Raw genomic sequence first — 23,753 nt, 5'->3', positions numbered from 1 at the left:
GATTACTGCTTCGGCGCGGCGGCGGGGGCCGCGGCCGGCTTGGCCGGGGCGGCGCCCTTCTCGGTCGCGTCGACCGGCATGCCGGGGCCGATCTTCTGCAGGCCCTCGACGATCACCTTGTCGCCGGCCTTCAGGCCGCCTTCGACCAGCCACTTGTCGCCGATGGCCTGACTGACCTGGACTTCGCGCGGCTCGACCTGGCCCTTGGCGTTGACGACCATCGCGGTCGCATTGCCCTTCGGGTCGCGGTTGATGCCCTGCTGCGGAACCAGCAGCGCGTTCTGGCGCACGCCGGTGCCGATCAGCGCGCGCACGTACATGCCGGGCATCAGCAGGTTGTCGGGGTTGGGCACCACCACGCGCAGCAGGAAGCTGCCGGTGCCTTCGTCCACGGTGACTTCCGAGAACGCGAGCTTGCCTTGCAGCGGGTACTGGCTGCCGTCCTCCAACAGGATCGTCACCGGCGTGTTGGCCTCGGTGAGCGTGCCGGCGGCGATCTGCTTGCGCAGCGCCAGCAATTCGGCGCTGGACTGACTGATGTCGACGTGCACCGGATCGAGTTGCTGCACCACCGCCAGGGCATCGGCCTGATTGGCCGTGACCAGGGCGCCCTGAGTCACCGCCGATTTGCCGATGCGGCCGCTGATCGGCGAGGTGATGCGCGCGCGTCCCAGCACGACGCCGGCGCTTTGCACCGCCGCGCGGCCCGAGGCCACATCGGCCTGGCTCTGCTTGAGCGTGGCGACCGCGGTTTCGTCGTCCTGCTTGCTGACCGCGTCGATCTTGACCAGGTCGCTGGAGCGCTGCGCGTTCAAACGCGCCGAGTTCAGCGCCGCCTCGCCGCGCGCGAGCGTGGCCTTGGCGGTTTCCAGATCGGCGGCGTAGGTCTTGTCGTCCAGCTGATACAGCGGCTGGCCGGCGCGCACCAATCCGCCTTCGACGAACAGGCGCTGTTCGACGATGCCGCTGACCTGCGGCCGCACCTCGGCAACCAGCGAGGCGCTGGTGCGGCCCGGCAGTTCGCGGGTCAGGGTGACGGTCTCGGGCTTCAGGGTCACCACGGTGACCTGGCCCTTCTGGCCGCCGGGACCGCCCTGCGGCTCTCCGCCCTTGCCGCAGGCGGCCAGGGACAGCGCCAGCACGGCCACGGTGAGTACTGCGGGGACGCGGGAAATAGCGTTATGGGTCATGAACTTGCGCGACGGCATGGGGGAGCCTCAGGTCGTTATTGCGGTCGGACAGACCGCGGCCACATCGTAGAATGAACGATCATTCTCTTTTCTTTGGCGGGCGGGGTCAAGCGCCCTCGCCCGGCTTCGGGCCGATTTGAGTGCCTTTTGGCCGGCAATTCCTGTGCCCTTATGCAGGGCTGAGGCGAACAGCCAACAATCGCAAAGCCGTCGGCAGCCGGGCCGAAGTCTGTCTCTGGCGGCTTTTCCGTGGGGCATTCGCAACGTCAGCGCTCGCCCGCCCAGTCGCGCCCCTGCCTTTCGGCCTATTTTTATCGTTAAACGATATGTGCATTATCGCTTCACGATAACAAGGCAGGAGTACCCCATGAACCGCACCTCCGCCCGCGCCCTGGCCGTCTCCCGCCCCGTCATCCAAGGCCTGACCGTCTTGAACCTGATCTACCTGGGCTGCCTGGCCGCGCTGCTGAGCGCCAGCTTCCTGATGAACGGCTGGCCCGAACGCGCCCTGGGCTTCGACCTGGTCGCGAAGTACCCGCAGGCCTCCTATGGGCTGCGTGGCATCGTCATGGTCGGCATCGCCAGCGCGGTCATCGTGCACACCGTGCTGCGCCGGCTGCTGGCCATCGTCGATACCGTGCGCAATGGCGATCCCTTCATCCTCGCCAACGTCCGCCGCCTGGACTGGATCGCCTGGAGCGTGGTCGCACTGGAAGTGCTGCGCCTGATCGTGGCCGCGATCGCCGCCGCCGTGTGGGAACCCGGCCGCATTGAAGCCTTCTCCTTCGCGCCCTGGCTGGCGGTGCTGCTGCTGTTCGTGCTGTCCGGCGTGTTCGCCCGCGGTGCCCGCATGCGCGCCGATCTCGAAGGAACGGTGTGACATGGCGATCGTGGTCCGCCTGGACGAACAACTGCATGCGCGCCGCATGACCCTGACCGAGCTCGCTTCGCGCATCGACATCACCCTGGCCAACCTGTCCATCCTCAAAACCGGCAAGGCCAAGGCCATCCGTTTCTCCACGCTCGAAGCGATCTGCGCGGTGCTGGAATGCCAACCCGGCGACCTGCTCGCGTTCGATCCCAGCCTGCCCTCCGAGGACTGACGCCATGCGCAACCCGTTAGCACCCGACCCGCGCCATGAAGGCGTGCGCCCGATCCAGCTCTGGGGCCTGCGCCTGTTCTTCCTGCTGATGCTGGTATTCGTCACACCCACCGCATGGAGCGCGTTGCTAACCCACGAAGGCCCCTGGGATCCGGTGCGCGCGGTCGCATTCGCCGTGTGGGCCACCTACCCCGCGCTCGCCCTGTTCGGCCTGCTGCGTCCGCTACGCTGGTTGCCGCTGATGTTCTTCACCGTCGGCTACAAGACAGTGTGGCTGGCCTTCATCGCCTACCCGCTGTGGCAGGCCGGGACCTTGTGGGGCACGCCCACCGGCGAAGTCGCGGCGTCGTTTTTGGCGCTGCCGCTGCTGGCCTTGGTGGTGCCGTGGGGCTACGCGTGGCGGACCTATTTCGCTTGGCCGAAGAACGCAGTCGAATCGCTGCGTGCCGCTAGCAGCTAACACCGCGACTGCACATCGAAGCGTCGGCGCTGCGCTCGTGCAGCGCCGATAACGCTCAGGGCTAGTCCTTCGACGGCGGATCCTCGCCCGGCAACGGCTGATGCCCTTCGCCCTCCGGCAGGTCCGCGTTCTGAACGTGCTTGCGGCGCGCATGCCCTTCACCGGAATTCGGGTTTTCGCCCGGCAGCGGCTGATGACCTTGCCCGTCCGGCGGGCCTTCGCCGCCTTGCTTGCTGGTGTCCTTGCCCATATCGATCGCCTCGTAAGCGCCGGGTGGGGTCCGGCTAATCTGCACGCTGCGTGCTGGGCGGTTAAGGCAGGGTCTAGCGCATGCTCGCCGCTCTTCACGGTTACCGAACGTTAGCCGTCCATGCGCGCGGAGCGGCGGGCTGCAACGCCCGCGTCAAGGTACGTCGCAACGCCAGATCGAACTCGCCAGCCACAGGTTGGCGCGGGTGACGTGGTTGTAGACCTCTTCCAGCGGCGTGCCGCCTTGCGCGATGCATTGGGCATTCGCATCCGCGCGCGCATCCGCCAGGGCGATGCCCGGATCGTAGCTCTGCCCTTGGCCGCTAACGGTCACCACCGTCGCGAAGGCGGATCCGCAGATCAACAGCAGCGCCAGTGCTGTCGTTATCGAGTATTTCCTCATGCTAGTTCTCCCGTGCCCGAGTGGACGCGCGCATTCGAGCATGACGCGTGGAGGGAACCGTGAAAGGCGGGTAATCGAACCGTAAAGCCGATGGCCTCGCGCGGTGGACAGGGACGTAGCGCAACCACGCAATCGGATGTGGGAGATGGTTGAATAGCGCTCGAAAGCGAGCCATCGGCATCAGATCCTGTCTCAGGAGCGACAGAGATGTCCTTAAGCATCACCGACCTCAAGGCCTACGTCCCCGCCCAGGACTTCGAAGTGTCCAAAGGCTTCTACCAGGCCATGGGGTTCGCCCTGTCCGAGGGCTGGGGCGGCACTGCCGATTTCGAGATGAACGGGCAGCGCTTCCGGCTGCAGAACTACTACGTCAAGGACTGGGCCGAGAACTTCATGATGGTGATCGGCGTGCCGGACATCGAAGCCTGGCACCAGCGCGCCAAGGAGGTCGTGGCCAGCGGCCGCTATGCGCCGGCGCGCTACATGCCGCCCGAACCGGTGGACGACTCCAGCGTGCTGCATGTCTGGGACCCGTGCGGCGTGTTGCTGATCTTCGTGCAGTAGCGGGCATCCGCGCCGCCGGTTTGCTCCTAGAATTGCCGATCGCACCGACGCCCCGAGCGCATGAACACCCATCCCGTCTACAAGCCCGCCTCCCTCGCCGACGTCGACAGCATGATCGCCGCGCACCCCTTCGCGCTGGTGATCAGCTCCACCGACGGCGCGCCGCTGGCCACGCCGGTGCCCCTGCTGTTGGAACGCGGCGTCAACGGCGACATGACGCTGCTGGGCCACGTGCCGCGCGCCCATCCGCATACCGACCTGCTGCGCCAGCAACCGAGGGCATTGGCGGTGTTCCAGGGCGCGCACGGCTACATCTCGCCGTCGTGGCTGAGCGACCGCACCCAGGCGCCGACCTGGAACTACGAGAGCGTGCAACTGGAGATCGAAGTCGATTTCGACGACAGCGACGAAGCCACCCAGAATGCACTGAACCGCCTGGTCGACCACATGGAGCGCGGTCGCCCGAACGCCTGGGCGGTCGCCGAAATGGGCGCGCGCTACGCCAAGCTGGCTCCGTACGTGGTCGCCTTCCGCGCGCGCGTGATCGCGGCCTACGCCAAGTTCAAGCTCGGACAGAACGAGCGGCCGAGCGATCTCGCGGAGATCCTCGCCGGCCTGGAACGCGAGCAACAGCGGCCGTTGCTGGAGGCCATGCTGAGGGCCGGCGTTTCGGTCGATTGAGCAGCGTGCGATCCGCTGCACGGCGGAACCCGCGTACCGAGGTACTCGTGTGCGGGAACGCAGCCTTGGGTGTACTTCACCCAGGTCTGGCGATCAGCCGCATCGAAATATCCTCACCGGCCAGCCCTAGGCGCTAACGCACCGCTGCGTCGATGGACCGTGCGCGAGATGCGCTGAAGCGAACGCCGACGCCCCGGAACCCACAGGCGCGCGGGCTATGATTCGGGCAGCAAGCACTAACCGACTTACCGCCAGCGAGGGCACCATGGCCCCATCCAGCCGTGCAGCAGGTTCAGTCACCGCCGCGATCGTGGCCCGCCGCGTCGCGTGGGCCGCGTTGTGGTTGCTCGCGGTAGCCGTGGTGCTGCACTTCCTGTGGGGCACCTTCCACAAGTACGCAGCGCAAGACCCTAACGCCTACGGTATGTTCTGGTCGCGGCGCGCGTGGCTGTGGACGCACTTGGCCGGCGGCACGCTCACCGCGCTGCTGGGGCCGTGGCAGTTCATCACGCGCCTGCGCAACGCCTACCCGAGCGCGCACCGCTGGACCGGCCGCGTATACCTGAGCGCGATGCTGGTGGCCTGCGTCGGCGCCGCCGGCCTGATCGCCACCACGCCCGGCGGTTTCGCCCTGCAGGCCGCGTTCGCCGCGACTGCGCTGGCTTGGCTGTGCACCGCCCTGCCCGGCTATATCGCGATCCGCGCCGGCCGCACGCAGGACCACAGGCGCTGGATGCTGCGCAACTACATCGTCACCCTGGCGCCGATGGTGTTCCGCTTGTCGATCCAGGTGCCGGGCATGATGACGCTGGCGCATCCGGCGGTGCTGATCCCGACGCTGCTGTGGCTGAGCTGGGCCGCGCCGCTGCTGGTCTACGAGCTGATGTCCGCCATAGCGCGCTGGGTACGTCGCGCACCCACCCCTCAAGCCGAATTGGCATAAGCCTCCGGGTACTGCACAGGACCAGGCACTTGCCCGAGTAGCGCCCGCGCGCCTTACTCCTCCGAGCGCCCCGTGCCCTCGCGATCGCGTTCGTAATGCCGCTTGAACGGAAACGCCGGCAACCACGACTCGCGGCGGACCGTCCAGTTCTCGTACGTCGGCGTCAGTCGATTGGGAGCATCCAGAGCGCCCAGGCTCACCTCGATCTCGTCGCCCATGCGCGCGAACACCGATGAGCCGCAGCGCGGGCAGAAGTAGCGTCCGGCGTAGTCGCGCGTTTCGCCCTCCACCGTCACCGCGTCCTCGGGGAAGATCGCGGAGCCGTGAAACACGGAGCCGGAGTGCTTGCGGCAATCGAGGCAGTGGCACAGGCCGACCCGGTAGGGGCGACCCGAGGCCACCAATCGGACGTCGCCGCACAGGCAACTGCCGGTGACTCGCTCCATGGCGCATCTCCTCTAAGCCAGATCGGCCATAGCGGACGGTAACGCCGGCGGAGTCAAGCGCGTGTCCACGCGTATCGGCCCGGGATCCGCACCCGGCGGCTTAGGTCGGCTCGATGAATCCGCTGGTCTTGTGCATCCGGACGAAGCCTTCCTTCATCACCGGCAGGTCCGCCAGGCATGCGGTGGCTTGCTCCACGTCTCGCACGAAGATGTCGACATGTGAAGTCTTAAGGTCGGTTTCGGACAGGAACTCGATGCCCGCCTCGTGCAGACGCTGAGTCAGTAGTTGCTGGGTGCTGAGCAGGATTTGTAGCGACCGTGGCGCGGTTTCCGCCACGAACAGAGGATCGTCGCTGTAGGCGGCGAGCTGGGCCTTGGCGTCGCCGGTGAAGCGCACCACCACGCGATAGGTCGGCCGGTGCTCGATGTACAGCCCGGCGAACGTGTCCGGCCGTTCGGCCTGGATGCGCTGTCCCAGCTTGCCGATCTCGAGCTCGCGCATGGTGCGGCGCTTGGCTTCGGCGATGGACACGCCGTAGGTCTGCGCATACCAGTCCGCGATGGGACTATCCTCGGGCGGATTCGCCAAGACGGTCATCGAGAGCAACAGGCTGCCGGTTAGAGACACCGCTGCGAAACGCAGCGACTTGCGCGAAGTATCTTCCATGAGACGGCGCTCCTTGATCCGATGAGGACACACGCCAGCGACTGTAGCGCGCCGGTACGGGGCCGCGTCACCGGCTCAGCGCACGACGCGCCGCATCCGCGGGCGGCAGCGTCGGCTACAGAGGCACGATTCGGACAGCGCGCTCCGCCCCGGCTAGGCCATCCTCATGCCCGAGCCCTGCGTCTGGGTCTGATTCTGAGTCGCCGTGCGTTGCGCCAGTTCGCGCTCGGCCACCACGCGCTCGCCTTCCTCGGCGCTCTGGCGTTGCGGGACGGCGACCGCGGCGGCGGTGTGGACCGCTTCGGTGCTGCGGTTGAACGCGGGGTGGTCGTTGACGCGGCTGACTTCGACGGCGCGGGCACGCGAGCCGTCGTTGTTCAACTCCACGCGGTCGGGGTTGATATCCGCGCGCAGGCTGGCCACGGTCAGCACACCGGCGAGGTTGGCGCTGTGTTGGCCGGCGGGGATGCCGCGTTCGCGCTCGACGCCGTGCACGTGGTCCAGCACCTGCGGAAACATCGAGGCATAGGTGCTTTGCGCGCCGCCGGTGGGTTGGACCGCACCTTGGCGCTGGTCGCCGGGCGGCTGTGCCGGCGGCGCGACGGGGGCGGCACCGGGCGCTTGCTGGGCCGGCGCCTGCGGGTTGGGCGCGGGGGCGTTTTCCTGGCGCCGGCGCACGGCTTCGGCGGCTTCGGGCAGACCGCGCTCCACCGCACGGGCGTTGATCGCATCGCGGGTGCGTTCGTCGGCGATGCCGTTGGCGGGCTCGATGTTTTCGTCGCGCTGGAACCGGCGCACGGCCGCCTGGGTGTTGGCGTCGTAGCGGCGGGTCACATCCAGCAGACCGTCGTTGTCGCGATAGCCCAGACCGCGCAGCTGGCCCTGCAGGTCGGCGACCGGATCGCCGCGATCGCCGGTGTTCAACACGCGGTCGTTCAAGGGCCCGTAGAGGTCTGTGATGCTCTTGAGGCGGAAGTTGGGATCGGCCTGCAGCACTTCACCGCGCATGCGGTCCATCAGCGCCTGGTCGACGGTCCCGGTCTGCGGGGTGATGCCGGCGTCGCGCTGGTAGTTGCGCACGGCTTGCGCGGTGGACGGGCCGAAATCGCCGTCCGTGGAAATCGCTTGACCGTTGGTGCCACGCACGTTCAGCGCCGCCAGGTACTGCTGCATTTCGAATGCGCGGGCGTTGGCGTCGCCGCTGCGCAGAACAGCGTCGGCGGCAGGCGCCGGCGCCACCGGCGTAAGGTCCGCGCCGTCGCGCTGCACGGAGGTCACCAGGTCGGCGACCTGGCCCTCCCAGCCGCGCGCCAGCCCGGCGATGTGGGCGGCGCGGTCGCTGCCGTTGACGATGGCGCGCGCGCCGTCGTAATCGGTGGTGTTGGCGTTGACGTATTGGTCCAGCCGGCGCTCGGTGAACAGGCCGTCGCGCATGCCGATCACCAGCACGCGCGAAGCGGTTTGCGGATCGGCGGCCAAGGCGGGGGTGTCCGCCAGCTCGCTGCCGCGCCCCAGCGCTTCGCCCAGGCGTTGGTAGTTGTCGCGATGGGTGAGGTGCGCGTAGCCGCGGCCGAAGTACTCCTCGCCGCCCTGGTAGCCCAGGCGCGCCGCCTGCTGGCGGCCGTAGTCTTCCTCGGGCTTGGTGAAGTTGAGGCTTTCGTGCTCGGCGGTCGCCAGCACGTAGGCGATCTGGCGCTGGTCGGTCACGCCCTCGTTCAAGCAGGTTTGCACGATCAGGCGCACCGCCTGATCGCGGGTAATGGGGGAAGCGGCACTGCGCCCGTATCCATCGCTCATGACGTCCTATCTCCTTGTGTCTTTGAACTCCTGGGGGCCGCGCGTCGTGCGCGGCCCCGGCCCGTGTTATGGGGCGTTTTTGGTGCAGGTGTTGTATTGCTTGCGTTCCACGACCTTGGGCATGCCGGCGCGCGCGTCGATGGTTTGCTCGCCGCGCTCGCAGGCCCCGCTGCGGGACCACACGTACAGCCGGCCCACGGCGATGCGCGACACCGATTGCCCACGCACCAGTTCCGCCAGCGCGCGGTTTTCGACCAAGCGCCGAGTGCCGGCGTCGTACAAATAGTAGGTGTAGGACGGATCGCCGTAAGTGCCGTCCAAGCCGGTCCAGACCATCAGATCCTCATGCCCGTCGGCGTTGAGGTCCGACAGTGCGAAGCTATGCCAACCGTCGGCAAAACCGGTGTCCAGGGGGCCACGATAGCCAGTGGCGCCGGATTGCGGCGGCAAGGCCACCACTACCTGCGCCGGCGTCAGCGTTTGCGGCTCAGCCAGGTCCGGCGCCTTGATCTGCAGGCTGGGGCCTTGGCACACCATCCGCCCCTGGCCGCTGCACCCCTCCGAACTCAAGGTAATGACGGCATCGCCCAACTTCAGGCGCAGCGCACCTTGCGCGTCGGGCACGCCCCGCGCGCTCAGCGCCGGTGCGGCAGAGAACGATTCATCGGCCAGTACGTCGAAGCGCTCAATGGTGCGTTCCAGCCGGCAGAGACCACCGTCGGCACGGCTCGGCCCCAAGCTCGGAGTCCCTGAGTTGCACAGACTGTGGGTCTTGTCCTCCCACGCGGCTTGTTGCGCGCGCAGCGCTTCACGCTCCGCGCCGGCCAGCTCTGCGATGCGTTCCTGCAGCAGTTGATCCAGGGCGCGGGCCTGATAGGCCAGTTCGTCATCCAGGCAACGGGCCTGGGCCTGCGCGTCGTCGCGGGCGGCGGTTAGGCACTCGCGGTATTTGCGGCTGCCTTGCGGCGCCGATGCGTCTGCGGTTGCAGGCACGGCGGTCGGGGCGGCGGCGGGTGCTGGAGCCGGTGCTGTTTCGGCCTGGGGCGGCGCGGCAGGTTCCGCCGCGGGCTGCGACTGCGCAGCGCCCTGGCAGCCCGACAGGGCCGCCAGCAGCAGCGCGCTGAAAGTGAGTGTGCGGTGGCGCCCAGAGCGCCGCGCCCGATCGTCCTTGTTACGAGCCATTCCTGCTTTTCTTGGGGTAGAAGAGACGGTTAAGTGGGCTTATAGCACAGCAACTGGGGACGGCCGCAAGACGGGCGTAATTCGGACTTTCTCCACAACACCACACGGCCAGTAAATGGACCAGCCTTCTAGGCTAACTGCCGTTGCCCTTTGGCGCCCCATCTCTGAGCAGGCTCAGTGCTAGCAACCCGTTCCTCTCCACTTCCAACCATTCGGGCCGTTCAAAGTACCCCTCGGAATCTGGCTTCAGCCCATACAAGGAAAAGAAGCGATCAAAGCTCTTCACCAGAACCGTTATCGCCTCGGCCTCGGCGCGACTTCTAAGAAACCATCCTATTGCTGCGTCAGCATCACTGCCGAGCGATGTGTCGTCGTACAAGAAATGGACCAGATAATCCAGTGCGGTTGAGCGCAGCGCAAATTTGTCCGTGGCGCGCGCAGGTTCGAAGAGCGCCCTTAGATCGTCAATCAATTCACCCCGCATATGCGGATACTTGATGTCATTCATGGCTTGTTCCACTGCTAACGATCGGGCGGCCGCGTAAGGCTTGAGCTTGCGGGGAACTGCACCTGAAAGTGCACTCTGACCCCGTTCCCCGCCGACCCTGGCTCAATGCGCCCCTCCGCTGCGATGCGGCAACGACAGCCATCCTCACCATCAGTTAGCAGAAGACTTTCGCCCATAAATCGCGTCAACATCGCCTGCCAGATCGTGACATGGCGATCCTGCCGCATAAAACTTCGAGCACTTCGCCGCGGCATCGAACGCATCCGTTCTGCCCCTCAGAATACTCTCCGGCGCCTCGTGCAACAGCAACGTGAGAGCAAATGTGCGATTTTTGTCATCGGATCGGCGAATCAACTTGACCGCAACCTCCACCGTCTCAGCATCAATGCAGTCGCTCGGCATCAAAGCGTAGTTGCTGGGCCGCCTTTTCTCTACCCCATAGAGATAGAGATCGACTCGCTGGACTGGACGCTTACTACAGACAATGCGAGCTCGTTCCTGCAAACCTTTCGCTGCAATCTCTTTGTACTCCGCTGTCAAAGGGAACTCTTGCGCACAGGCCGCAAGCAAAAGGATGAAAGCCAGTGCGGCGCAATTTCTCATCTGCAGTAACACCCAGGATCTTCTGATCGCGACATGTCGGCACGGATCCTATCCTGCATATTGATACCCTCCACCTCCATCCCAATCGAATCATGAGCTTTACCACGATCACCTGTCGACAACAGCCCCCAAAAAGAACCCCACAGGTACTTGGGAATGAAACTAGGACTCTGCTGCTGGGTAACGTGCTTAACCTCATGCCCCAGGACCGGTATCCCATAAGGCGTATCGGGACTTGCGTCAGCCAAATAGATATCGTTCCCGATCGTAATCCCATCAAAACCGTCAACCATGAACCAAGGCAGATGACCATGCACAGTTACATTTTCGAGTGTCTCCTTAGGATAATAGTTCGACAGAACGTTCCGCTCGCAATTCGTGAGCTTTCTGGCCTTCAAATCAAATCCGATCGCACCCCACACGTTTGAGACAAAGTCCTGAAGCAACTCTCCTCCCAAGCTTCCCCGCTCTCCACCGTATCCGCTATTGCGCACATGGTCGCGGGCAGCAGACTGCAGGCCGAGCGGATCAAACCGAGTGATGACTTTCCCTCCTACGTAGCCGTAGAGCGCGCCCCCTCCAAATTGGCCGATTGGATCGGCTGCGCTATAGCGACCCGTGGTCGAATCGTAGTCTCGAAAGTAGTTGTAGTTAAGGCCGCTAGCCGCGTCATGCCGTTGCCCCGGGAACCGCAGATCGAACACAAATGCCGTGGCATTGCCGTCGGGGTCTTGGTTGGGTGTGCTATCGCCGAACGCTTCATTACCTAACTGCCACGCCCACACTGACTTCTCCGCGACTGGATCGATCACATTGCGCGGCGTGCCCAGATGATCGGCCTGAACGTAGTGCAGCTTGTTCGTGTCGATCACACCAATCGGCAGATCGCCCAGCCAGATGACTTCTTGGATGCGACTGCCCGCGTAGTCGTACACGCCGACCGCATGCCCCGCCTCGTCGTAGCTCGCATAGGTCTGAGTCGTTGACGCGGTAGTCGGGTAACGTCGCGTCTGCTCACCTTTGCCGTTGTAGGCATAGTTCATCACCGCATTGCCGCCCTGCTTCACCTGACCCATGCGGTTGGCCGCGGTGTAGATGAACTCTTTGGCGGTACCGCCAATGGCGGCGGTATTGCCGACGGCGTCGTACCTGCGGGCGGTGGCGCCAACCTGCGACAGACGATGACTGGTAGTCGGGTACGTGTAGGTTTCGGTTGCACCACTGTCGGTCTTGCTGGTGCGATTGCCGGTAGCGTCGTAGGTGTAGCCCTGCAGCAACGCGTTGGTCGTGCCGTCGCGGGTCTCGGTCAGGCGGCCGAGCTTGTCGTAGGCGTAAGCCCGCAGCGGCGGTTCGGACTGGTCGCCCTTGCGCAGCTTGATCAGGTTGCCGACGGCATCGAACTCGTAACCCAGGGACAGGCCATCCGGGCCCACGTCTTCGATCACGCCCGGCTGGTAGTTCTGGTTGTGGGTGCGCTTGAGGCGGCGGCCGTCGCCGTATTCCAGCTCGGCCGCCGGGCCGAAGGGGTAGTAGGTGACGCTGGTCAGCAGNTGGTAGTTCTGGTTGTGGGTGCGCTTGAGGCGGCGGCCGTCGCCGTATTCCAGCTCGGCCGCCGGGCCGAAGGGGTAGTAGGTGACGCTGGTCAGCAGGACCTGCGGGGCCTGGCCTGGCTGGGTGACCGTCACGCCGCTGGGCTGGCCCAGAGCGTTGTGGGTGTAGTCCACCCGCAGGCCGCTGGGATAGGTGACCGAGGACAGCTGGTTGGCCAGGGTGTAGCCGTAGACCAGGGTGAACACCTGCCCATTGGTGGTCTGAACCTTACGCACCACGTTGCCGCGGCGGTCGTAGCAGTAGCGGGTGTTACCGCTGCCGTCGTCCATGCGGGTCAGGCGGCCGGCGCTGAAGGTCTCACCGCTCTGGCAGACGGCCTGGGTGGTGTCGTAGGTGTAGCCGACATTGAGCGCGGTATCGCTGTAAGCGATGCCGACGACGCGGTTGAGGGCATCGTAGCTGTAGGTGGCCGTCTCGTTGCGGGCGTCGGTCTGCGTCTTCCGGTTGCCGGCGCTGTCGTAGCTGTAGCCGGTGACGCCGGTGTCCGGGCTGGTCAGCTGGGTCAGGTCGCCCAGGCCGTTGTATTGGTACTGGGTGTTCAAGCCCTTGGGATCGGTGACCTGGGTCAGGCGGTCCAGCGCGTCGTATTGGAACTGGGTCTGGGCGTTGATCCCTGCGGTGTCCTGCAAGGTCTGCACTAGGCGGCCGATCGGGTCGTAGGCGTTGTCGGAGACTGTGGAGAGGGCATCGGTGGCGGTGTCCAGGTTGCCTGCCGCATCGTAGACGTAGCCCGTGGCGTGGTTGTAGGCGTCCTTGCGCGTGCTGAGCTGACCGAGTTGGTTGTAGACGCGCGACAGTGTGCGCAGCAGCACGCCGCCGCTGTCCTTGGTGTCTTCCTTGGTGCGTTGGCCGGCGTTGTCCAGGGTGTAGACGATCTGGTTGCCGGCGTTATCGGTGACCGTGGTCAGGCGGTGCGCGGCGTCGTAGCCGAACACGGTGTAGCTGCCGTCGGGCTGGGTGATCTTGCTGACCAGGCCGGTGGGCGTGTACTCGTAGCGGGTGATCGCGTCGTCGGTTTCGCTGCCGGCAGTGGGACCCCGCACCTTGCTGGCGGTCATCCAGCCGCGCGGGTGGTACTCCAGGTCGGTGATGACGCCGTTAGGGTCTTTGACCGACAGCGGACGGCCGGCGCCGTCGTAGCCCAGGGTTTCAATGACCTGGCCCAGCGCATTGGTGACCTTCCACAGGTCGCCCTTGCGGTGCGGACAGGTGGTCGGAGCGCTGGCGCAGGTAGCGTCGTCGCTAGCGTAGTAGGCGAACTGAGTGGTGTCGGTGACGTCGGTACGTGGGCCGTTGACCGAGGTCACCAGACCCAGCAGCGGGCAGGTGCCGGCGGTGATGTCGGCCTGTTCGCAGTAGGTAGCAGCGCCGGTGCGGGCGTTGGCCGGCGCCGCGGGGTCGGTGGCAGTCGAAGTCAGCGTCTGACCGCGCGCGTTGTAGCTGTAGTCCTGCTTGGCCAACAAGGCGCCGCCGGCGGTGTAGGTCTGGCGCTGCGTGGGCAAGTCCAGAGCGGTGTCCCAGGCCGTGGCTTCGCTGCGCAAGCGGTTGCTGGCAGCGGCCAAGGCATCGGTGGCCGGGCATTGGGCGGTGGTGGCCGCCGGGTAGTCGTAGCGGGCGATCACCCGGAGCCAATCGGCGTCGTAGTACAGACAGGTCAGCAAGTCGCCGCGGCGGCGGTTAGAGACGTTCGATTTGGTGTCGTAGACGGTGCCCGCAGCGATGGTCACCCCACCTGCCCCCGACTCCACCTGCTGGCTCGGCACCCGCACGCCGAACCGGGTCTGGAACTGAAACTGGGTATTGCCACCCTGCGGCGTGGTGACGTTGACGTTGCTGCCGTCGGCGCCGTAGTTGACCACGTAGCGGTCGACACCGCCGGCATGTTCGGTGGTGACGGCGCGGCCGTTGCCGTCGTAGGTGAACGTAGCGTACGCCACGCCGTTGTGCGCCACTTCGGTCAGGTACCAGCTGTTGACGATCTTGACGTAGCTGTAGGACGTGACAGAGGCGCCCTGGGTGACGCTGGCCAGCTGGCCGTCGGCGTTGTAGGCGTAGACGATGGCCTGCCCGTCGGGCAGGTCGATGCGGCTGAGCTGATCGTTGACGCCGTAGGTCATCGTGGACACGCGGCCGTTGGCGTCGGTGACGGAGGCCACCCGGCCGTTAGCATCGCGCGCGTAGGACGCCACCACGCGGCCGTCGCGCAGATCGCGCTGGATCAAGCCCTGAGCGTCGTAGATTTCCTGTGCGTTGCCCGGCTTACGCAGCTCCCAGAAGCTTTGCCCGCCCACCTGATACGGAATGAGCCGGTACTGGCGCAGGTCGTCCTCGGGCTTCCATTGGCCATTGCCGTCATGGGTGAACGCCAGCGAGCGCCCGTCCGCACGCATCACCAGCGCCGCCTGGAACTGCGAGGGCCGCACATCGCTCACGACCAACTCGCGCGTCAGATCGGAGAACCAGGAGCCGCCATACGGATTCGGTGAGCCGAGGAAGGTGGGGAACGAGTTGTAGCTGCGCGCCAGGCTCAACTGCGCGGTCAGCTCATCGCGCGTGCGCTCGATCTTGACGCCGCTGTTGACGGAGATGGGGTTGCCGACGTCCGTGGGGCAGTGCTGGCAGGCCTTGGCGGGCGCCACCGCCGACAAGTAGCGCACGCAGGTAAACTGGTTCTTCAGGTAGTTGTACCCAGCCGGGCACACCTGTTTGAGCGCCACGTAGTTCTGGTGGAAAACGTTGTACTGCGTCTGCCCGGTCGAGCGATCGGTCACGTCGTAATAGCACCCTATGCCGGAGGTCGGATGGGTGCCGAATCGGCCATTCGCGTAGGTGATCGGCGGTTGAGGCGAGTTCCGGGTGAGGGAGTCGCCCACCAGTCGACAGGCCACGTTCGCATTCGCAAAGAGCAAGGTCTTGCCGTCAACACCGGCCTGATACATGGTGGTGGACGGCAGCGTATGCTCCTGTGCCCCAACGTTGGCCGTTGCGCACAGCAGCAGCAGCGCCAGCGCGAAGGCCCGTGTAATCCGTGTCATCCCCAGTCCCCGAAGTGTTGCGATCAGCAGACATGATCGCGGTCGGGGCCCACGCGGCACAAGGCGCGCGGCTTGTCTATTTATGGCGGAGTGGGGTCGTCGATGCTGACCTTGCTGGGCAGCCGTATCCGAATCGAGGACTCGGTCGCAGCGCCGGCATTCAATCGGGTGTAGGCGGCGCTCCGGCGTGTATCGGGTGAGTAAAAAATACCTACCGCCACCCCACTCAGCCTTAGCCATAGCACCCGGATAGAAAACAAAAACCGGGGTCCAAAAACCGGGGTCAGAGTGGACTTTTCCTACCCAAACGGCCGACGCCCGCCTACGGATGTCCAATGGCGACTCTCGGAGACTGCACGCAGCTCGCATGGAGACGTCGCATGCCCCGCCAGCCCCGCCTCGACCTGCCGCACGTCCCTCAACACGTCGTACAGCGCGGCAATGATCGCCGCCCCTGCTTCTTCGAGGAGATCGATCGCACGCGCTATCTGAGCGAACTTAGCGATATCGCCGGGCGCATAGGTTGCGCGGTCCACGCCTATGTCCTGATGACCAATCACGTGCACCTGCTAGCGACGCCATCCCAGACGGGCCAAGTCGGCTCGATGATGCAAGCACTCGGCCGACGCTATGTCCGCTACGTGAACGATCGATACCACCGCACCGGTACGCTTTGGGAGGGGCGTTACAAGGCCTGCCTGGTGGACAGCGACCATTACCTACTGCGGTGCTACCGCTACATCGAGCTCAACCCCGTGCGGGCAGGGTTGGCACCAACGCCTGGCCTGTATCGCTGGTCTAGCTATCACGCCAATGCGCTAGGCGAACACGCCCCACTGATCACCGCGCACCCCGCCTACCTGGCATTAGACCCGCAGACCGAACGTCGCGCACATGCGTATCGCGAGTTCGTCGAAGAAGCGCTCGACCCAGAAGAGCTGGATGTCATTCGACTGCGCCTACAACGCCAGCACGCACTCGGCGGAGATCGCTTCCGCACCATGATCGAGGAACAACTACAGCGTCGCGCCGGACCGGCGAAGATCGGGCGACCACTTAAGGCGTGAGCTGGCGGTGCGCTGTAGATGAAAGTGCACTCTGACCGCTGTTTCGCTCTCCTGTTTCGGCCCTGCAGGTGGAATTGTTCTAACGAAACACCTCTTCGACAATGCGTCGTAGCGCATCAAAGGTCGGCCTAAATCCACTAAAATCCATCTCATCAAAAGGAGGAATTGATTTGTAAACCATCTCGGAGAAATCCCCTTTTGACAAGGCGACTGAAAAGCCATCACTCACTCGAACCACCTTGTCAGAAACTATGGGAGCAGTTGCTTTCGGGAAGGCTCGCTTATATAGACCATCTAGGCTTACCCCTCCCTGATCAAAATCCTCGGGCAGGAATATTTTTCGCCCATCAGTCGTCATGGCAACCAGCTGAGCTCTCGAATAAAGCAACTCAATACAGAACTCCGACCCAACTAGACCGAGGGGCTCACCTAAACACATCGCGTAGACCCGACTTCCAAGCTGGCGATGAATTCCAGGCGCAAGCATTTCTCTATTCATAAACTTGACATTGTCGTAGTCAAACACGCCTATCGTAAGCTCGGGCACATCCGACTTTGCGATGCGCTCGAGCGTCTTAAGCAGCTCGACATCTCCAACCTCACCAGGAAAATTAACAAAACGAGGCTTAAAATCCGAAAATTCCCCTCTCTCTTGAAACCACTTCAAAGCAGCCTCAAGGTGAAGCAAATCCGTTTTCCCTTCTGACATGACGCGGAACTGGTGACCTTTCAGCGGCCGAGGCATTAGCTTACGAACGCCGCTGTAATTTCTGTAGATCAACTCGGAAAAATTCCTATCACAACGTAGATCGACATGCTGCGCGTAGTTTGTCTTGCCCCTCACAAGTTGCTCGATAGACCCCGCTGCTCGCCGAAACGCAGCCAGCCCCGTCCAATTCCCGGCGATTTCGGTAGCTCTGACAGCACCTCGCTTATCAATTAAGTGCAAAAGCACGCGCAACTGCTTTCGCCAGCGGCGCGGCATGGAGACACCTCTATTAACAACTAAGCCCGTGACCAATTGCTGCGTCTGCTGCGACCTCACCTTGAACTTCTTTGGATTTATGGAGAACCCGGAGGAGCACACCGACTCAATCAGCGACGGCCCAGCAACGTAATTATCCCCGAATCGCGTTGCGATGATCGAAGGAACTTCGGACAAGCTTGTCGAGAAGCAAATATCGTCCGCGTAACGCGACACTCGACAACGATTGGCCTTGGCAAGCGCCAATAGCTTATGGTCAAGTGATCTGCATATCAGATTTGATATTACCGGAGAGGTCGGCGCTCCCTGCGGGAGGGCGCCATCCTTACAACACAATTGTGCAATGCACGTGGCAACCTTTGGAGGAAACGAAAAGGGCCTTCCCAGCAACGCCCCCCTAACACGCGGAAACGTAATGGTTGGGAAGAAGTTTTCCAAATCAACGAGTACCACGTACCGCTGGCGCCGATGCAGACGAGCGTGATCTATCACACTTACGCCGCTGACGTACCCCTTTGCAACGCCTGTTGCAGGCGCCAGCTCGCGGAGCACAGAAAGCAGCTTGCGCTGAATCGTTTTCAGCGCGGGATGAGGCGCGTCTATCGTTCTTGAGCCGCCATTTCTCTTCGCCACCTGGAAAGTTATGTACTTCTTCGTAGATGGAAGTACATACAACAGATAACAGAGCTTTCGATCGGTAAGTCCAAGCCAACTAGCTAATTCTTCGCGAGTCTTTAGCCCGGAGAACGCTGTCGCTTCGGAAGAAAGAGAAAGGGGCCCCATAGAGCATCAACCCACCGCGTTCTATAGCGAACAGTAGACACCTAAGACTAAGTAAGACTAGATGAAAACTTAGAGGAAGACATGAAGCGACGCTCCTGTTTTCACAAGTCCGTTGAATGCCGACGAATGCATCGGCTAACGACATGCTCCAGGGACCCCAAGCTAGCTTATTCAATAAATCGAGCCTTAGCAAGGCTTGCAGAGCCGCAGCATGAAGTAAAGCAATCCTGCTCACTGGCGGCTGCAAAGATAGGCCATCTATCGATAACAGCCCAAATGCCTACGAATTTGTTTTATGCCTCTTGCAAAAAATCTCAAACAACTAAAACGATCGTTAGATAAGGAGCCAGCCCGCGTTCGGAGGCCCTCTCTGAGCCAACCAATGCGGAAGGTCTGCACACATTAAAGGTGAAACCCAGTAGACGCCTTGAATTGGCGGGTAGCTTGAGCCGCAAGATACATAGGCTCTTCTACAAACCTGCTCATTGGAAATGACAAGCGCATTGTGCTCGACGGCCGCTTGCAGGATATGTAAATCTTTTAACGCAGCTGGCTGCTGCGCAACAGGCAATGTGTAAATTGCAGCCGTCAGCCCATGACGATGGCGGTCACTCAACGTCACAAAAACAAGCTGCTCTCTAGAGATGATATCTGTAAGCCACGAGGCCGAATATCGAGTCAGATGGACTCTCCATTCATCCCAAAGCTTTGGATCAACTAGAAGAACATGCTTGTGCACTCTTACTGCATCGATCGCGCCCCTACATCTAATTGAATCAATCACATCACTTGTACCAGCCCCTTTCAGCACACATGCGTCGACAATGCAATCACCCACCATCGCCCCCTCAAAATAGCTTCTTTGCTACAGCGTCTAAGTAAGCCCTTTCTATTGAAAGATTTGTTTCATCAAAATCGACGGGCCAATTACCGTACTGACCTTTATCATTTGGCTGAGCAATCTCAACTGACGTTCCGCCCGTTGCAGAATCTCTGGAAAACCAATTAAGCGCAATCTTCTTCGGATCAATATAACCTTCTGCAACTTTAGTCTGAAAGCCCCGCAGAATCGCCGAGCTATGCGTTTCCAGCCAAACCTTAACGCCGCGCTGCATCGCGTCTACGATAATCCCAACCAATGCATATTGAGCCTTTGGATGAAGGTGAATCTCCGGCTGCTCTACGAAGACGACCTGACCCTTCTTTGCCGCACGAAGCGCAACTAAGAATGGAAGCACTTGCGATACCCCGATGCCTACATCTGCGAGATTTACTAAATCATGTGCTCCGCCCTGCGCAGACGCCAGAAGCCTTCCTACTTTAATCTCAACTTGAGTGTCATGAACACGAGAAGTCCTTACTTTCCAGGACAGCCCAAGCTCACGCAAGTCGCTGCCGAGATATTCAAGCTTGTCACTCCGATCATCCTGCCATTGCTGCAGAACCGAGGCTACGTAATCTGTAAAAAGCCCTTGAAATCGCTTTATTACACGCGCATTTGCGGAGTAAGTTCGCTCGGGATTTCCGCGAAGACCTTGAATATGGATCAAATCAGCAATCGTTCGTTTAATGTAGTCTTGTAACGGGAAATTAGCCACAGGAAGAAATCTGCTCTCCTTGTCGCCAAGCTTGAACTCCCCTACCAACTCCACATCCGGAAAACATCTGGAAGAAGTTACATCCCAGGAATACGGAATTCGATCACTCTTAATGAGCTCCTTGCCGGGCCCACCGTCTGGCATCGCCTCAATTAGCAATTTCGATTCTGCATTGGTGAGTTTTTTACCAATTTTGACACTTACAGAATTACCGGTAGATAGCGCTAAAATCGTTGACCTGACTTCAACACCAGAAGAAGTTCCTCTGCCATAGGCAACAGTAAGAACAGCACCGTCTTCAACCTCAAATCCAACGCTAAACGAGGCGCGAATATTTTCACCAGATCGCTTGGAGAACATTTGATCCAGGGACGTGAACTTAACGTTTGGCCCATCCAACAGCATGACCCCGGGGTCATACTGAGACTCGACCGTTTGTTTAAGTAAAAGCAAAGGCTGCAACGCCGTCGACTTTCCGGAACTATTCGCGCCCGCAAGAATTGTAATGTCAGAAAGTTGAATTTTCTGCTTCTTAAAGAATGACTTCAGACCCTCGATATATATCGCCTTCACTAGCGAGCTCCATTTCCAATCAAGAGGCTGTTTTCCATAATACCTATCATAAAATGGGTGCGGTAGCACGTTTGGCTTGGTAGGGCAAGATGGCTCATGGCGCGTCCTGAGCAGTGTAGGCGCTGTCGGCGTGCGGCGAACCCCGCCGCACCTGCGTCATCTAACCGATTTCAAGCGTGAAGTACCCCTGCTCTAAGGCGCTGGTATCGCTAATCGCCGTCACCGTCGCATGGGGATTGGCCGTGCTGAACGTGTCGGTGGTGACCCCGTTTACGACCGCATAGACGTAGAAGGTGTCGCTGATATCCAGGGTCTGCATCGTGAAGCTGTCGGCCACCACCACCGCCTGCATGGGCACGCCGTCCTTTTCGATGGTGAAGGTGACCGGCGCGATGGTGGTCTTTTGGAATTGCATCTGGTCGGGGCGGGTGCTGTAGCCCTGCACTACGTCGAATTCGTAGGTGCCTTGCTCGCGCACTTGCCGCACTTGGGCCAGGAAGCTGACGGCGCCGGTCACGTCCATCGGGGCGGAGGTGTAGGTGTTGCCGTCGATGATGGTCATGGCGGTGACCTGGTAGCTGTCTGCGGTGGGCACCGTCATCTGCGCTTCGGGCGCGATGCCGGGCAGGCGCGCGATGATCTGGCCGCCTTTGCGCACCACAAACTGGGCGATGTACTGGGTGGTGTTGCGTAGGGTGATGGGCATGGGGCGTCCTGAGGGATGAGTGGTGTGTAAGGGCGGTGGCGCTTAGCGCCGATAGGCGTGGACAGGCACGCGTCGCCGGCCGATGACCGGCGCGTGGGCGGCAGCGGTGGATGGCGCGGCTGCGCGGCGCTCGGTGGGGTGCGGTTGGCGATGGATGCAGGAACCGGCGCGGCGCGCGCGGGCTGCGCAGCCGGTGGCCGAACGCGTGGCGGGCTGTCCAGCCCGACCGTTGAGGCGCATGAGCATCGATCCTCTCCCTAGATTCGATGACGGCGTGCCGCCCGGCCGTGTGGAGCCGGGTTGCGTGGTGTATGCCGGTGTTACCCCTAGTGCCGCATGCTGCTACGAAATGTGCGCGTGATCAAATTCTGGCGGGCGTTGGCCGGTGGGCCGCCTCCCTGTCTGCTTGCTGGGTGGGAGGGGCGCGGTCTGTGGGTGGCTAATCGCGGCTTACGCCGCTCCCACAGGAAGCAGGCGGGTGACCGGCGACGGGGCCGGTGGCCACCCTGGGTGCGACGACGGGGCGCAAGGCGGGCGGGGCCCGCCCTGCGCGTTGGGTCGGCTCACCAGACTTCGCAGCGGTCCTTGGCCGGCCGCACCATCGGGGCGTCGGCCTTGCACTGGAAGGCCTGCTGGAATGCGGGCAGGTTCGAGAGCGGGCCGTTGACGCGGTACTTGGCGATGGGGTGTGGGTCGCCCTGGATCATGCTGCGCTGGGTTTCCAAGCGGGTTTCATCGCCGCGCCATTGGCCCCAGGCGATGAAGAACTGCTGTTCGGGGGTGAAGCCGTCCAGGGTGGGTTCGGGGCCTTTGCCTTCGCGCGACTTGAGGTAGCCGCGGTAGGCGAGCTTGGCGCCGGCGAGGTCGCCGATGGATTCGCCCAGCACCAGTTTGCCGTTGTGGTGGACGCCGGGTTCGATGAAGTAGCCCTCGAACTGGTCGACCACGCATTGGCCCTTGGCGGCGAACTGTTTGCCGTCGGCGGGCGTCCACCAGTTGGCCAGGCGGCCCTGGGCGTCGAACTGGGCGCCCTGGTCGTCGAAGCCGTGGCTGATCTCGTGGCCGATGACCACGCCGATGGCGCCGTAGTTGACGGCGTCGGTGGCGTTTACGTCGAACGCGGGCGGTTGCAGGATGCCGGCGGGGAAGACGATCTCGTTCTGCAGCGGGTTGTAGTAGGCGTTGGAGGTGGGCGGGGTCATGCCCCAGCGCGTGCGATCGGTAGGCTTGCCGATCTGGCTGCGGCCGTCGGTGACGTTCCAGCGTTGGGCGGCGACCAGGTTGTCCCAGGCCGATGCGCGCGAGACGACCACGCCTTGGTAGTCTTTGAACTTATCCGGGTAGCCCAGCTTGGGGAAGAAGGTGGCGCGCTTTTCCAGGGCCTTTTGCTTGGTGGCGTCGTCCATCCAGTCGAGCTCGCGGATGGTGTCGTCCATGGCCAGCAGGATGTTCTTGACCATGTCCTGCATGCGCGCCTTGGCTTCGGGCGGGAAGTATTTTTCGACGTACTTCTGGCCCAGCGCTTCGCCCAGCTGGTTGTCGGTGAGTTCGGCGCAGCGCTTCCAGCGCGGTTTGATCTCGGTGGCGCCGGTGAGGAACTTGCCGTTGAAGGCGAAGTTTTCCTCGACGAACGGGGTGGACAGGGAGTCAGCGGCGTAGTTGAGCAGCTGCCACTCCAGGTAGGTTTGCCATTGCGCGACCGAGGTGGTGGCCAGCTCCTTTTCGAACTGGCGCAGGAACTTGGGCTGGGTCACGTTGACGGCGTTGCGCGGGATACCGGCGGCGTCGAAGTAGCGGCCCCAGTCGAAGCTGGGGGCGAGCTTGGCCAGGTCGGTGAAGGCGGTGGTGTTGTCCTGCAGTTTCGGGTCGCGCAGTTGCACGTTGTCCAGCGACGCTTCGGCCAGGCGTTTTTCGAACTCGAAGACGACCTGGGCGTTCTGCTTGGCCTGCTCCACCGGCAAGCCGGCCAGCTCGAACAGTTTGGCCACGTGCACGAGGTACTTGGCGCGCGCTTCGACGAAGCGCGGCTCCGGTTTCAGGTAGTAGTCGCGGTCGGGCATGCCCAGGCCGCCGGCGTAGAGGTGGGCGATGGTGCGCGAGGGCTGGTGCAGGTCTTCGCCGGCGAAGACGCCGAAGGGCACGGGCACGCCGACGTCGTGCAGCTTGCCGATCATGCGCTGCACGCCGTCCTTGCCGCTGAGGCTGCTGATCTCGGCCATCCAGGGCTGGATCGGCTGGCTGCCCAGCGCGTCGATGCGGGATTCGTCCATGCAGGCGGCGTAGAAATCGCCGGCCAGCTGGCCGGCGCTGCCCTTGGGCCAGTCGGTGCGCGCGGACAGCTCGGTGAGGATGTCGCGCACATGTTCCTTGTTGACCTCGCCGGATTGCCAGCGCCGGCTCCAGCGGTCCATGTAGGCCGGGATCGGGTTCTGTTTGCGCCAGGCGCCGTTGGCGTAGTCGAAGAAGTCGGTACAGGGGTCGCCGGCGCGGTTGATGTCGGCGGGCTGGATGCCGTGCACGGCGCCGGCGGAGGCGGTGGTGGTGGCGGCGAGCAATACGACGAGCGGAAGGCTGGACCTGATCACGGCAACGTCCCTGC

21 protein-coding genes and 1 pseudogene are annotated in these 23,753 nt (G+C 62.9%); 7 read left to right on the top strand and 15 right to left on the bottom strand.

All coding sequences use genetic code 11. The features are described 5' to 3' along the window. Window positions 1-2: 2 nt before the first annotated feature. Window positions 3-1,208, bottom strand: coding sequence for an efflux RND transporter periplasmic adaptor subunit (locus ASD69_RS03285; RefSeq protein WP_304438361.1), 1,206 nt, complete (start codon window positions 1,206-1,208; stop codon window positions 3-5). Window positions 1,209-1,557: 349 nt separating this feature from the next. On the opposite strand from ASD69_RS03285, the gene ASD69_RS03280 reads away from it, so the two are divergent. The 3 genes from ASD69_RS03280 to ASD69_RS03270 are packed head-to-tail and all read left to right on the top strand — an operon-like array spanning window position 1,558 to window position 2,753. Continuing rightward, window positions 1,558-2,070 carry a DUF2975 domain-containing protein gene (locus ASD69_RS03280; RefSeq protein WP_056174001.1) on the top strand — a complete coding sequence of 171 codons (513 nt, stop codon included), beginning with the start codon at window positions 1,558-1,560 and terminating at the stop codon, window positions 2,068-2,070. 1 nt (window position 2,071) lies between these two features. Beyond that, window positions 2,072-2,293, top strand: coding sequence for a helix-turn-helix transcriptional regulator (locus tag ASD69_RS03275; protein WP_056173998.1), 222 nt, complete (start codon window positions 2,072-2,074; stop codon window positions 2,291-2,293). 4 nt (window positions 2,294-2,297) lie between these two features. Beyond that, entirely contained in the window at window positions 2,298-2,753 is a 456-nt protein-coding gene (locus tag ASD69_RS03270) for a hypothetical protein (protein ID WP_056173995.1), read from the top strand. Between the two features lie 61 nt (window positions 2,754-2,814). Here the strand turns inward: ASD69_RS03270 and ASD69_RS03265 are convergent, their stop codons facing one another. Both ASD69_RS03265 and ASD69_RS03260 read right to left on the bottom strand, forming a co-directional pair. After that, window positions 2,815-3,003 carry a hypothetical protein gene (locus ASD69_RS03265; RefSeq protein WP_056173991.1) on the bottom strand — a complete coding sequence of 63 codons (189 nt, stop codon included), beginning with the start codon at window positions 3,001-3,003 and terminating at the stop codon, window positions 2,815-2,817. A 153-nt stretch (window positions 3,004-3,156) separates the two neighbouring features. Next, entirely contained in the window at window positions 3,157-3,405 is a 249-nt protein-coding gene (locus ASD69_RS03260; protein WP_157498945.1) for a hypothetical protein, read from the bottom strand. 207 nt (window positions 3,406-3,612) lie between these two features. On the opposite strand from ASD69_RS03260, the gene ASD69_RS03255 reads away from it, so the two are divergent. The 3 genes from ASD69_RS03255 to ASD69_RS03245 all read left to right on the top strand — a co-directional run bounded on the left by ASD69_RS03255 (window position 3,613) and on the right by ASD69_RS03245 (window position 5,593). Further along, on the top strand, window positions 3,613-3,969 hold the full coding sequence (locus ASD69_RS03255) for a hypothetical protein (protein WP_056173983.1): 357 nt from the start codon (window positions 3,613-3,615) through the stop codon (window positions 3,967-3,969). A 60-nt stretch (window positions 3,970-4,029) separates the two neighbouring features. Further along, window positions 4,030-4,650, top strand: a complete 621-nt coding sequence (locus tag ASD69_RS03250) for an FMN-binding negative transcriptional regulator (RefSeq protein WP_056173979.1) — start codon at window positions 4,030-4,032, stop codon at window positions 4,648-4,650. Window positions 4,651-4,915: 265 nt separating this feature from the next. Beyond that, entirely contained in the window at window positions 4,916-5,593 is a 678-nt protein-coding gene (locus ASD69_RS03245; RefSeq protein WP_162250605.1) for a DUF2306 domain-containing protein, read from the top strand. 53 nt (window positions 5,594-5,646) lie between these two features. Here the strand turns inward: ASD69_RS03245 and ASD69_RS03240 are convergent, their stop codons facing one another. The 8 genes and pseudogenes from ASD69_RS03240 to ASD69_RS22600 form a co-directional block, all read right to left on the bottom strand. Then, a complete protein-coding gene (locus ASD69_RS03240) occupies window positions 5,647-6,039 on the bottom strand; it encodes a GFA family protein (RefSeq protein ID WP_056173972.1) in 393 nt (130 codons plus the stop codon). 100 nt (window positions 6,040-6,139) lie between these two features. Further along, on the bottom strand, window positions 6,140-6,706 hold the full coding sequence (locus ASD69_RS03235) for a hypothetical protein (protein WP_056173967.1): 567 nt from the start codon (window positions 6,704-6,706) through the stop codon (window positions 6,140-6,142). Between the two features lie 153 nt (window positions 6,707-6,859). Further along, window positions 6,860-8,503 (bottom strand): peptidoglycan-binding protein, encoded by a 1,644-nt coding sequence (locus tag ASD69_RS03230; protein ID WP_082576237.1) that lies wholly within the window; start codon window positions 8,501-8,503, stop codon window positions 6,860-6,862. A gap of 66 nt (window positions 8,504-8,569) precedes the next feature. Continuing rightward, window positions 8,570-9,685, bottom strand: coding sequence for a lysozyme inhibitor LprI family protein (locus ASD69_RS21670; protein WP_157498943.1), 1,116 nt, complete (start codon window positions 9,683-9,685; stop codon window positions 8,570-8,572). A 133-nt stretch (window positions 9,686-9,818) separates the two neighbouring features. Beyond that, window positions 9,819-10,193, bottom strand: a complete 375-nt coding sequence (locus ASD69_RS03220; protein ID WP_056173958.1) for a hypothetical protein — start codon at window positions 10,191-10,193, stop codon at window positions 9,819-9,821. A 150-nt stretch (window positions 10,194-10,343) separates the two neighbouring features. Continuing rightward, the gene (locus ASD69_RS21665) at window positions 10,344-10,808 is read right to left on the bottom strand and encodes a hypothetical protein (protein ID WP_157498941.1); all 465 of its coding nucleotides are present in this window, start codon (window positions 10,806-10,808) and stop codon (window positions 10,344-10,346) included. Further along, a complete protein-coding gene (locus ASD69_RS22605) occupies window positions 10,793-11,839 on the bottom strand; it encodes an RHS repeat-associated core domain-containing protein (RefSeq protein ID WP_235567176.1) in 1,047 nt (348 codons plus the stop codon). The genes ASD69_RS21665 and ASD69_RS22605 overlap by 16 nt, the downstream gene beginning before the upstream one ends. A gap of 508 nt (window positions 11,840-12,347) precedes the next feature. Beyond that, a pseudogene (locus ASD69_RS22600) lies at window positions 12,348-14,524 on the bottom strand (RHS repeat protein); the annotation flags it as partial. Between the two features lie 1,298 nt (window positions 14,525-15,822). On the opposite strand from ASD69_RS22600, the gene ASD69_RS03210 reads away from it, so the two are divergent. Next, window positions 15,823-16,509 (top strand): transposase, encoded by a 687-nt coding sequence (locus tag ASD69_RS03210; protein ID WP_056173952.1) that lies wholly within the window; start codon window positions 15,823-15,825, stop codon window positions 16,507-16,509. 79 nt (window positions 16,510-16,588) lie between these two features. Here the strand turns inward: ASD69_RS03210 and ASD69_RS22875 are convergent, their stop codons facing one another. From ASD69_RS22875 to ASD69_RS03200, 4 genes are all read right to left on the bottom strand, one after another. Further along, window positions 16,589-18,277, bottom strand: a complete 1,689-nt coding sequence (locus ASD69_RS22875) for a reverse transcriptase domain-containing protein (RefSeq protein ID WP_082576235.1) — start codon at window positions 18,275-18,277, stop codon at window positions 16,589-16,591. Window positions 18,278-19,125: 848 nt separating this feature from the next. Further along, window positions 19,126-20,448: an AAA family ATPase gene (locus tag ASD69_RS21020; protein ID WP_162250603.1), complete on the bottom strand. Its 1,323-nt coding sequence runs from the start codon at window positions 20,446-20,448 to the stop codon at window positions 19,126-19,128. A 160-nt stretch (window positions 20,449-20,608) separates the two neighbouring features. Further along, the gene (locus tag ASD69_RS03205) at window positions 20,609-21,154 is read right to left on the bottom strand and encodes a hypothetical protein (RefSeq protein ID WP_056173950.1); all 546 of its coding nucleotides are present in this window, start codon (window positions 21,152-21,154) and stop codon (window positions 20,609-20,611) included. Between the two features lie 563 nt (window positions 21,155-21,717). Next, window positions 21,718-23,739, bottom strand: coding sequence for a M13 family metallopeptidase (locus ASD69_RS03200; RefSeq protein WP_157498939.1), 2,022 nt, complete (start codon window positions 23,737-23,739; stop codon window positions 21,718-21,720). Between the last annotated feature and the right edge of the window lie 14 nt (window positions 23,740-23,753).

The organism is Lysobacter sp. Root604, assembly GCF_001427505.1.
In the GTDB taxonomy this organism is placed as follows: Bacteria; Pseudomonadota; Gammaproteobacteria; order Xanthomonadales; family Xanthomonadaceae; genus Lysobacter.
Note: the sequence above shows the minus strand (reverse complement) of the source record. Positions and strands in the feature narration are given on the sequence as shown.

Coding starts and splice junctions, on each gene's coding strand:
- ASD69_RS03285 (WP_304438361.1), bottom strand. CDS start 1,208: ATGCCGTCGCGCAAGTTCATGACCCATAACGCTATTTCCCGCGTCCCC.
- ASD69_RS03280 (WP_056174001.1), top strand. CDS start 1,558: ATGAACCGCACCTCCGCCCGCGCCCTGGCCGTCTCCCGCCCCGTCATC.
- ASD69_RS03275 (WP_056173998.1), top strand. CDS start 2,072: ATGGCGATCGTGGTCCGCCTGGACGAACAACTGCATGCGCGCCGCATG.
- ASD69_RS03270 (WP_056173995.1), top strand. CDS start 2,298: ATGCGCAACCCGTTAGCACCCGACCCGCGCCATGAAGGCGTGCGCCCG.
- ASD69_RS03265 (WP_056173991.1), bottom strand. CDS start 3,003: ATGGGCAAGGACACCAGCAAGCAAGGCGGCGAAGGCCCGCCGGACGGG.
- ASD69_RS03260 (WP_157498945.1), bottom strand. CDS start 3,405: ATGAGGAAATACTCGATAACGACAGCACTGGCGCTGCTGTTGATCTGC.
- ASD69_RS03255 (WP_056173983.1), top strand. CDS start 3,613: ATGTCCTTAAGCATCACCGACCTCAAGGCCTACGTCCCCGCCCAGGAC.
- ASD69_RS03250 (WP_056173979.1), top strand. CDS start 4,030: ATGAACACCCATCCCGTCTACAAGCCCGCCTCCCTCGCCGACGTCGAC.
- ASD69_RS03245 (WP_162250605.1), top strand. CDS start 4,916: ATGGCCCCATCCAGCCGTGCAGCAGGTTCAGTCACCGCCGCGATCGTG.
- ASD69_RS03240 (WP_056173972.1), bottom strand. CDS start 6,039: ATGGAGCGAGTCACCGGCAGTTGCCTGTGCGGCGACGTCCGATTGGTG.
- ASD69_RS03235 (WP_056173967.1), bottom strand. CDS start 6,706: ATGGAAGATACTTCGCGCAAGTCGCTGCGTTTCGCAGCGGTGTCTCTA.
- ASD69_RS03230 (WP_082576237.1), bottom strand. CDS start 8,503: ATGAGCGATGGATACGGGCGCAGTGCCGCTTCCCCCATTACCCGCGAT.
- ASD69_RS21670 (WP_157498943.1), bottom strand. CDS start 9,685: ATGGCTCGTAACAAGGACGATCGGGCGCGGCGCTCTGGGCGCCACCGC.
- ASD69_RS03220 (WP_056173958.1), bottom strand. CDS start 10,193: ATGAATGACATCAAGTATCCGCATATGCGGGGTGAATTGATTGACGAT.
- ASD69_RS22605 (WP_235567176.1), bottom strand. CDS start 11,839: ATGAACTATGCCTACAACGGCAAAGGTGAGCAGACGCGACGTTACCCG.
- ASD69_RS03210 (WP_056173952.1), top strand. CDS start 15,823: ATGCCCCGCCAGCCCCGCCTCGACCTGCCGCACGTCCCTCAACACGTC.
- ASD69_RS22875 (WP_082576235.1), bottom strand. CDS start 18,277: ATGGGGCCCCTTTCTCTTTCTTCCGAAGCGACAGCGTTCTCCGGGCTA.
- ASD69_RS03205 (WP_056173950.1), bottom strand. CDS start 21,154: ATGCCCATCACCCTACGCAACACCACCCAGTACATCGCCCAGTTTGTG.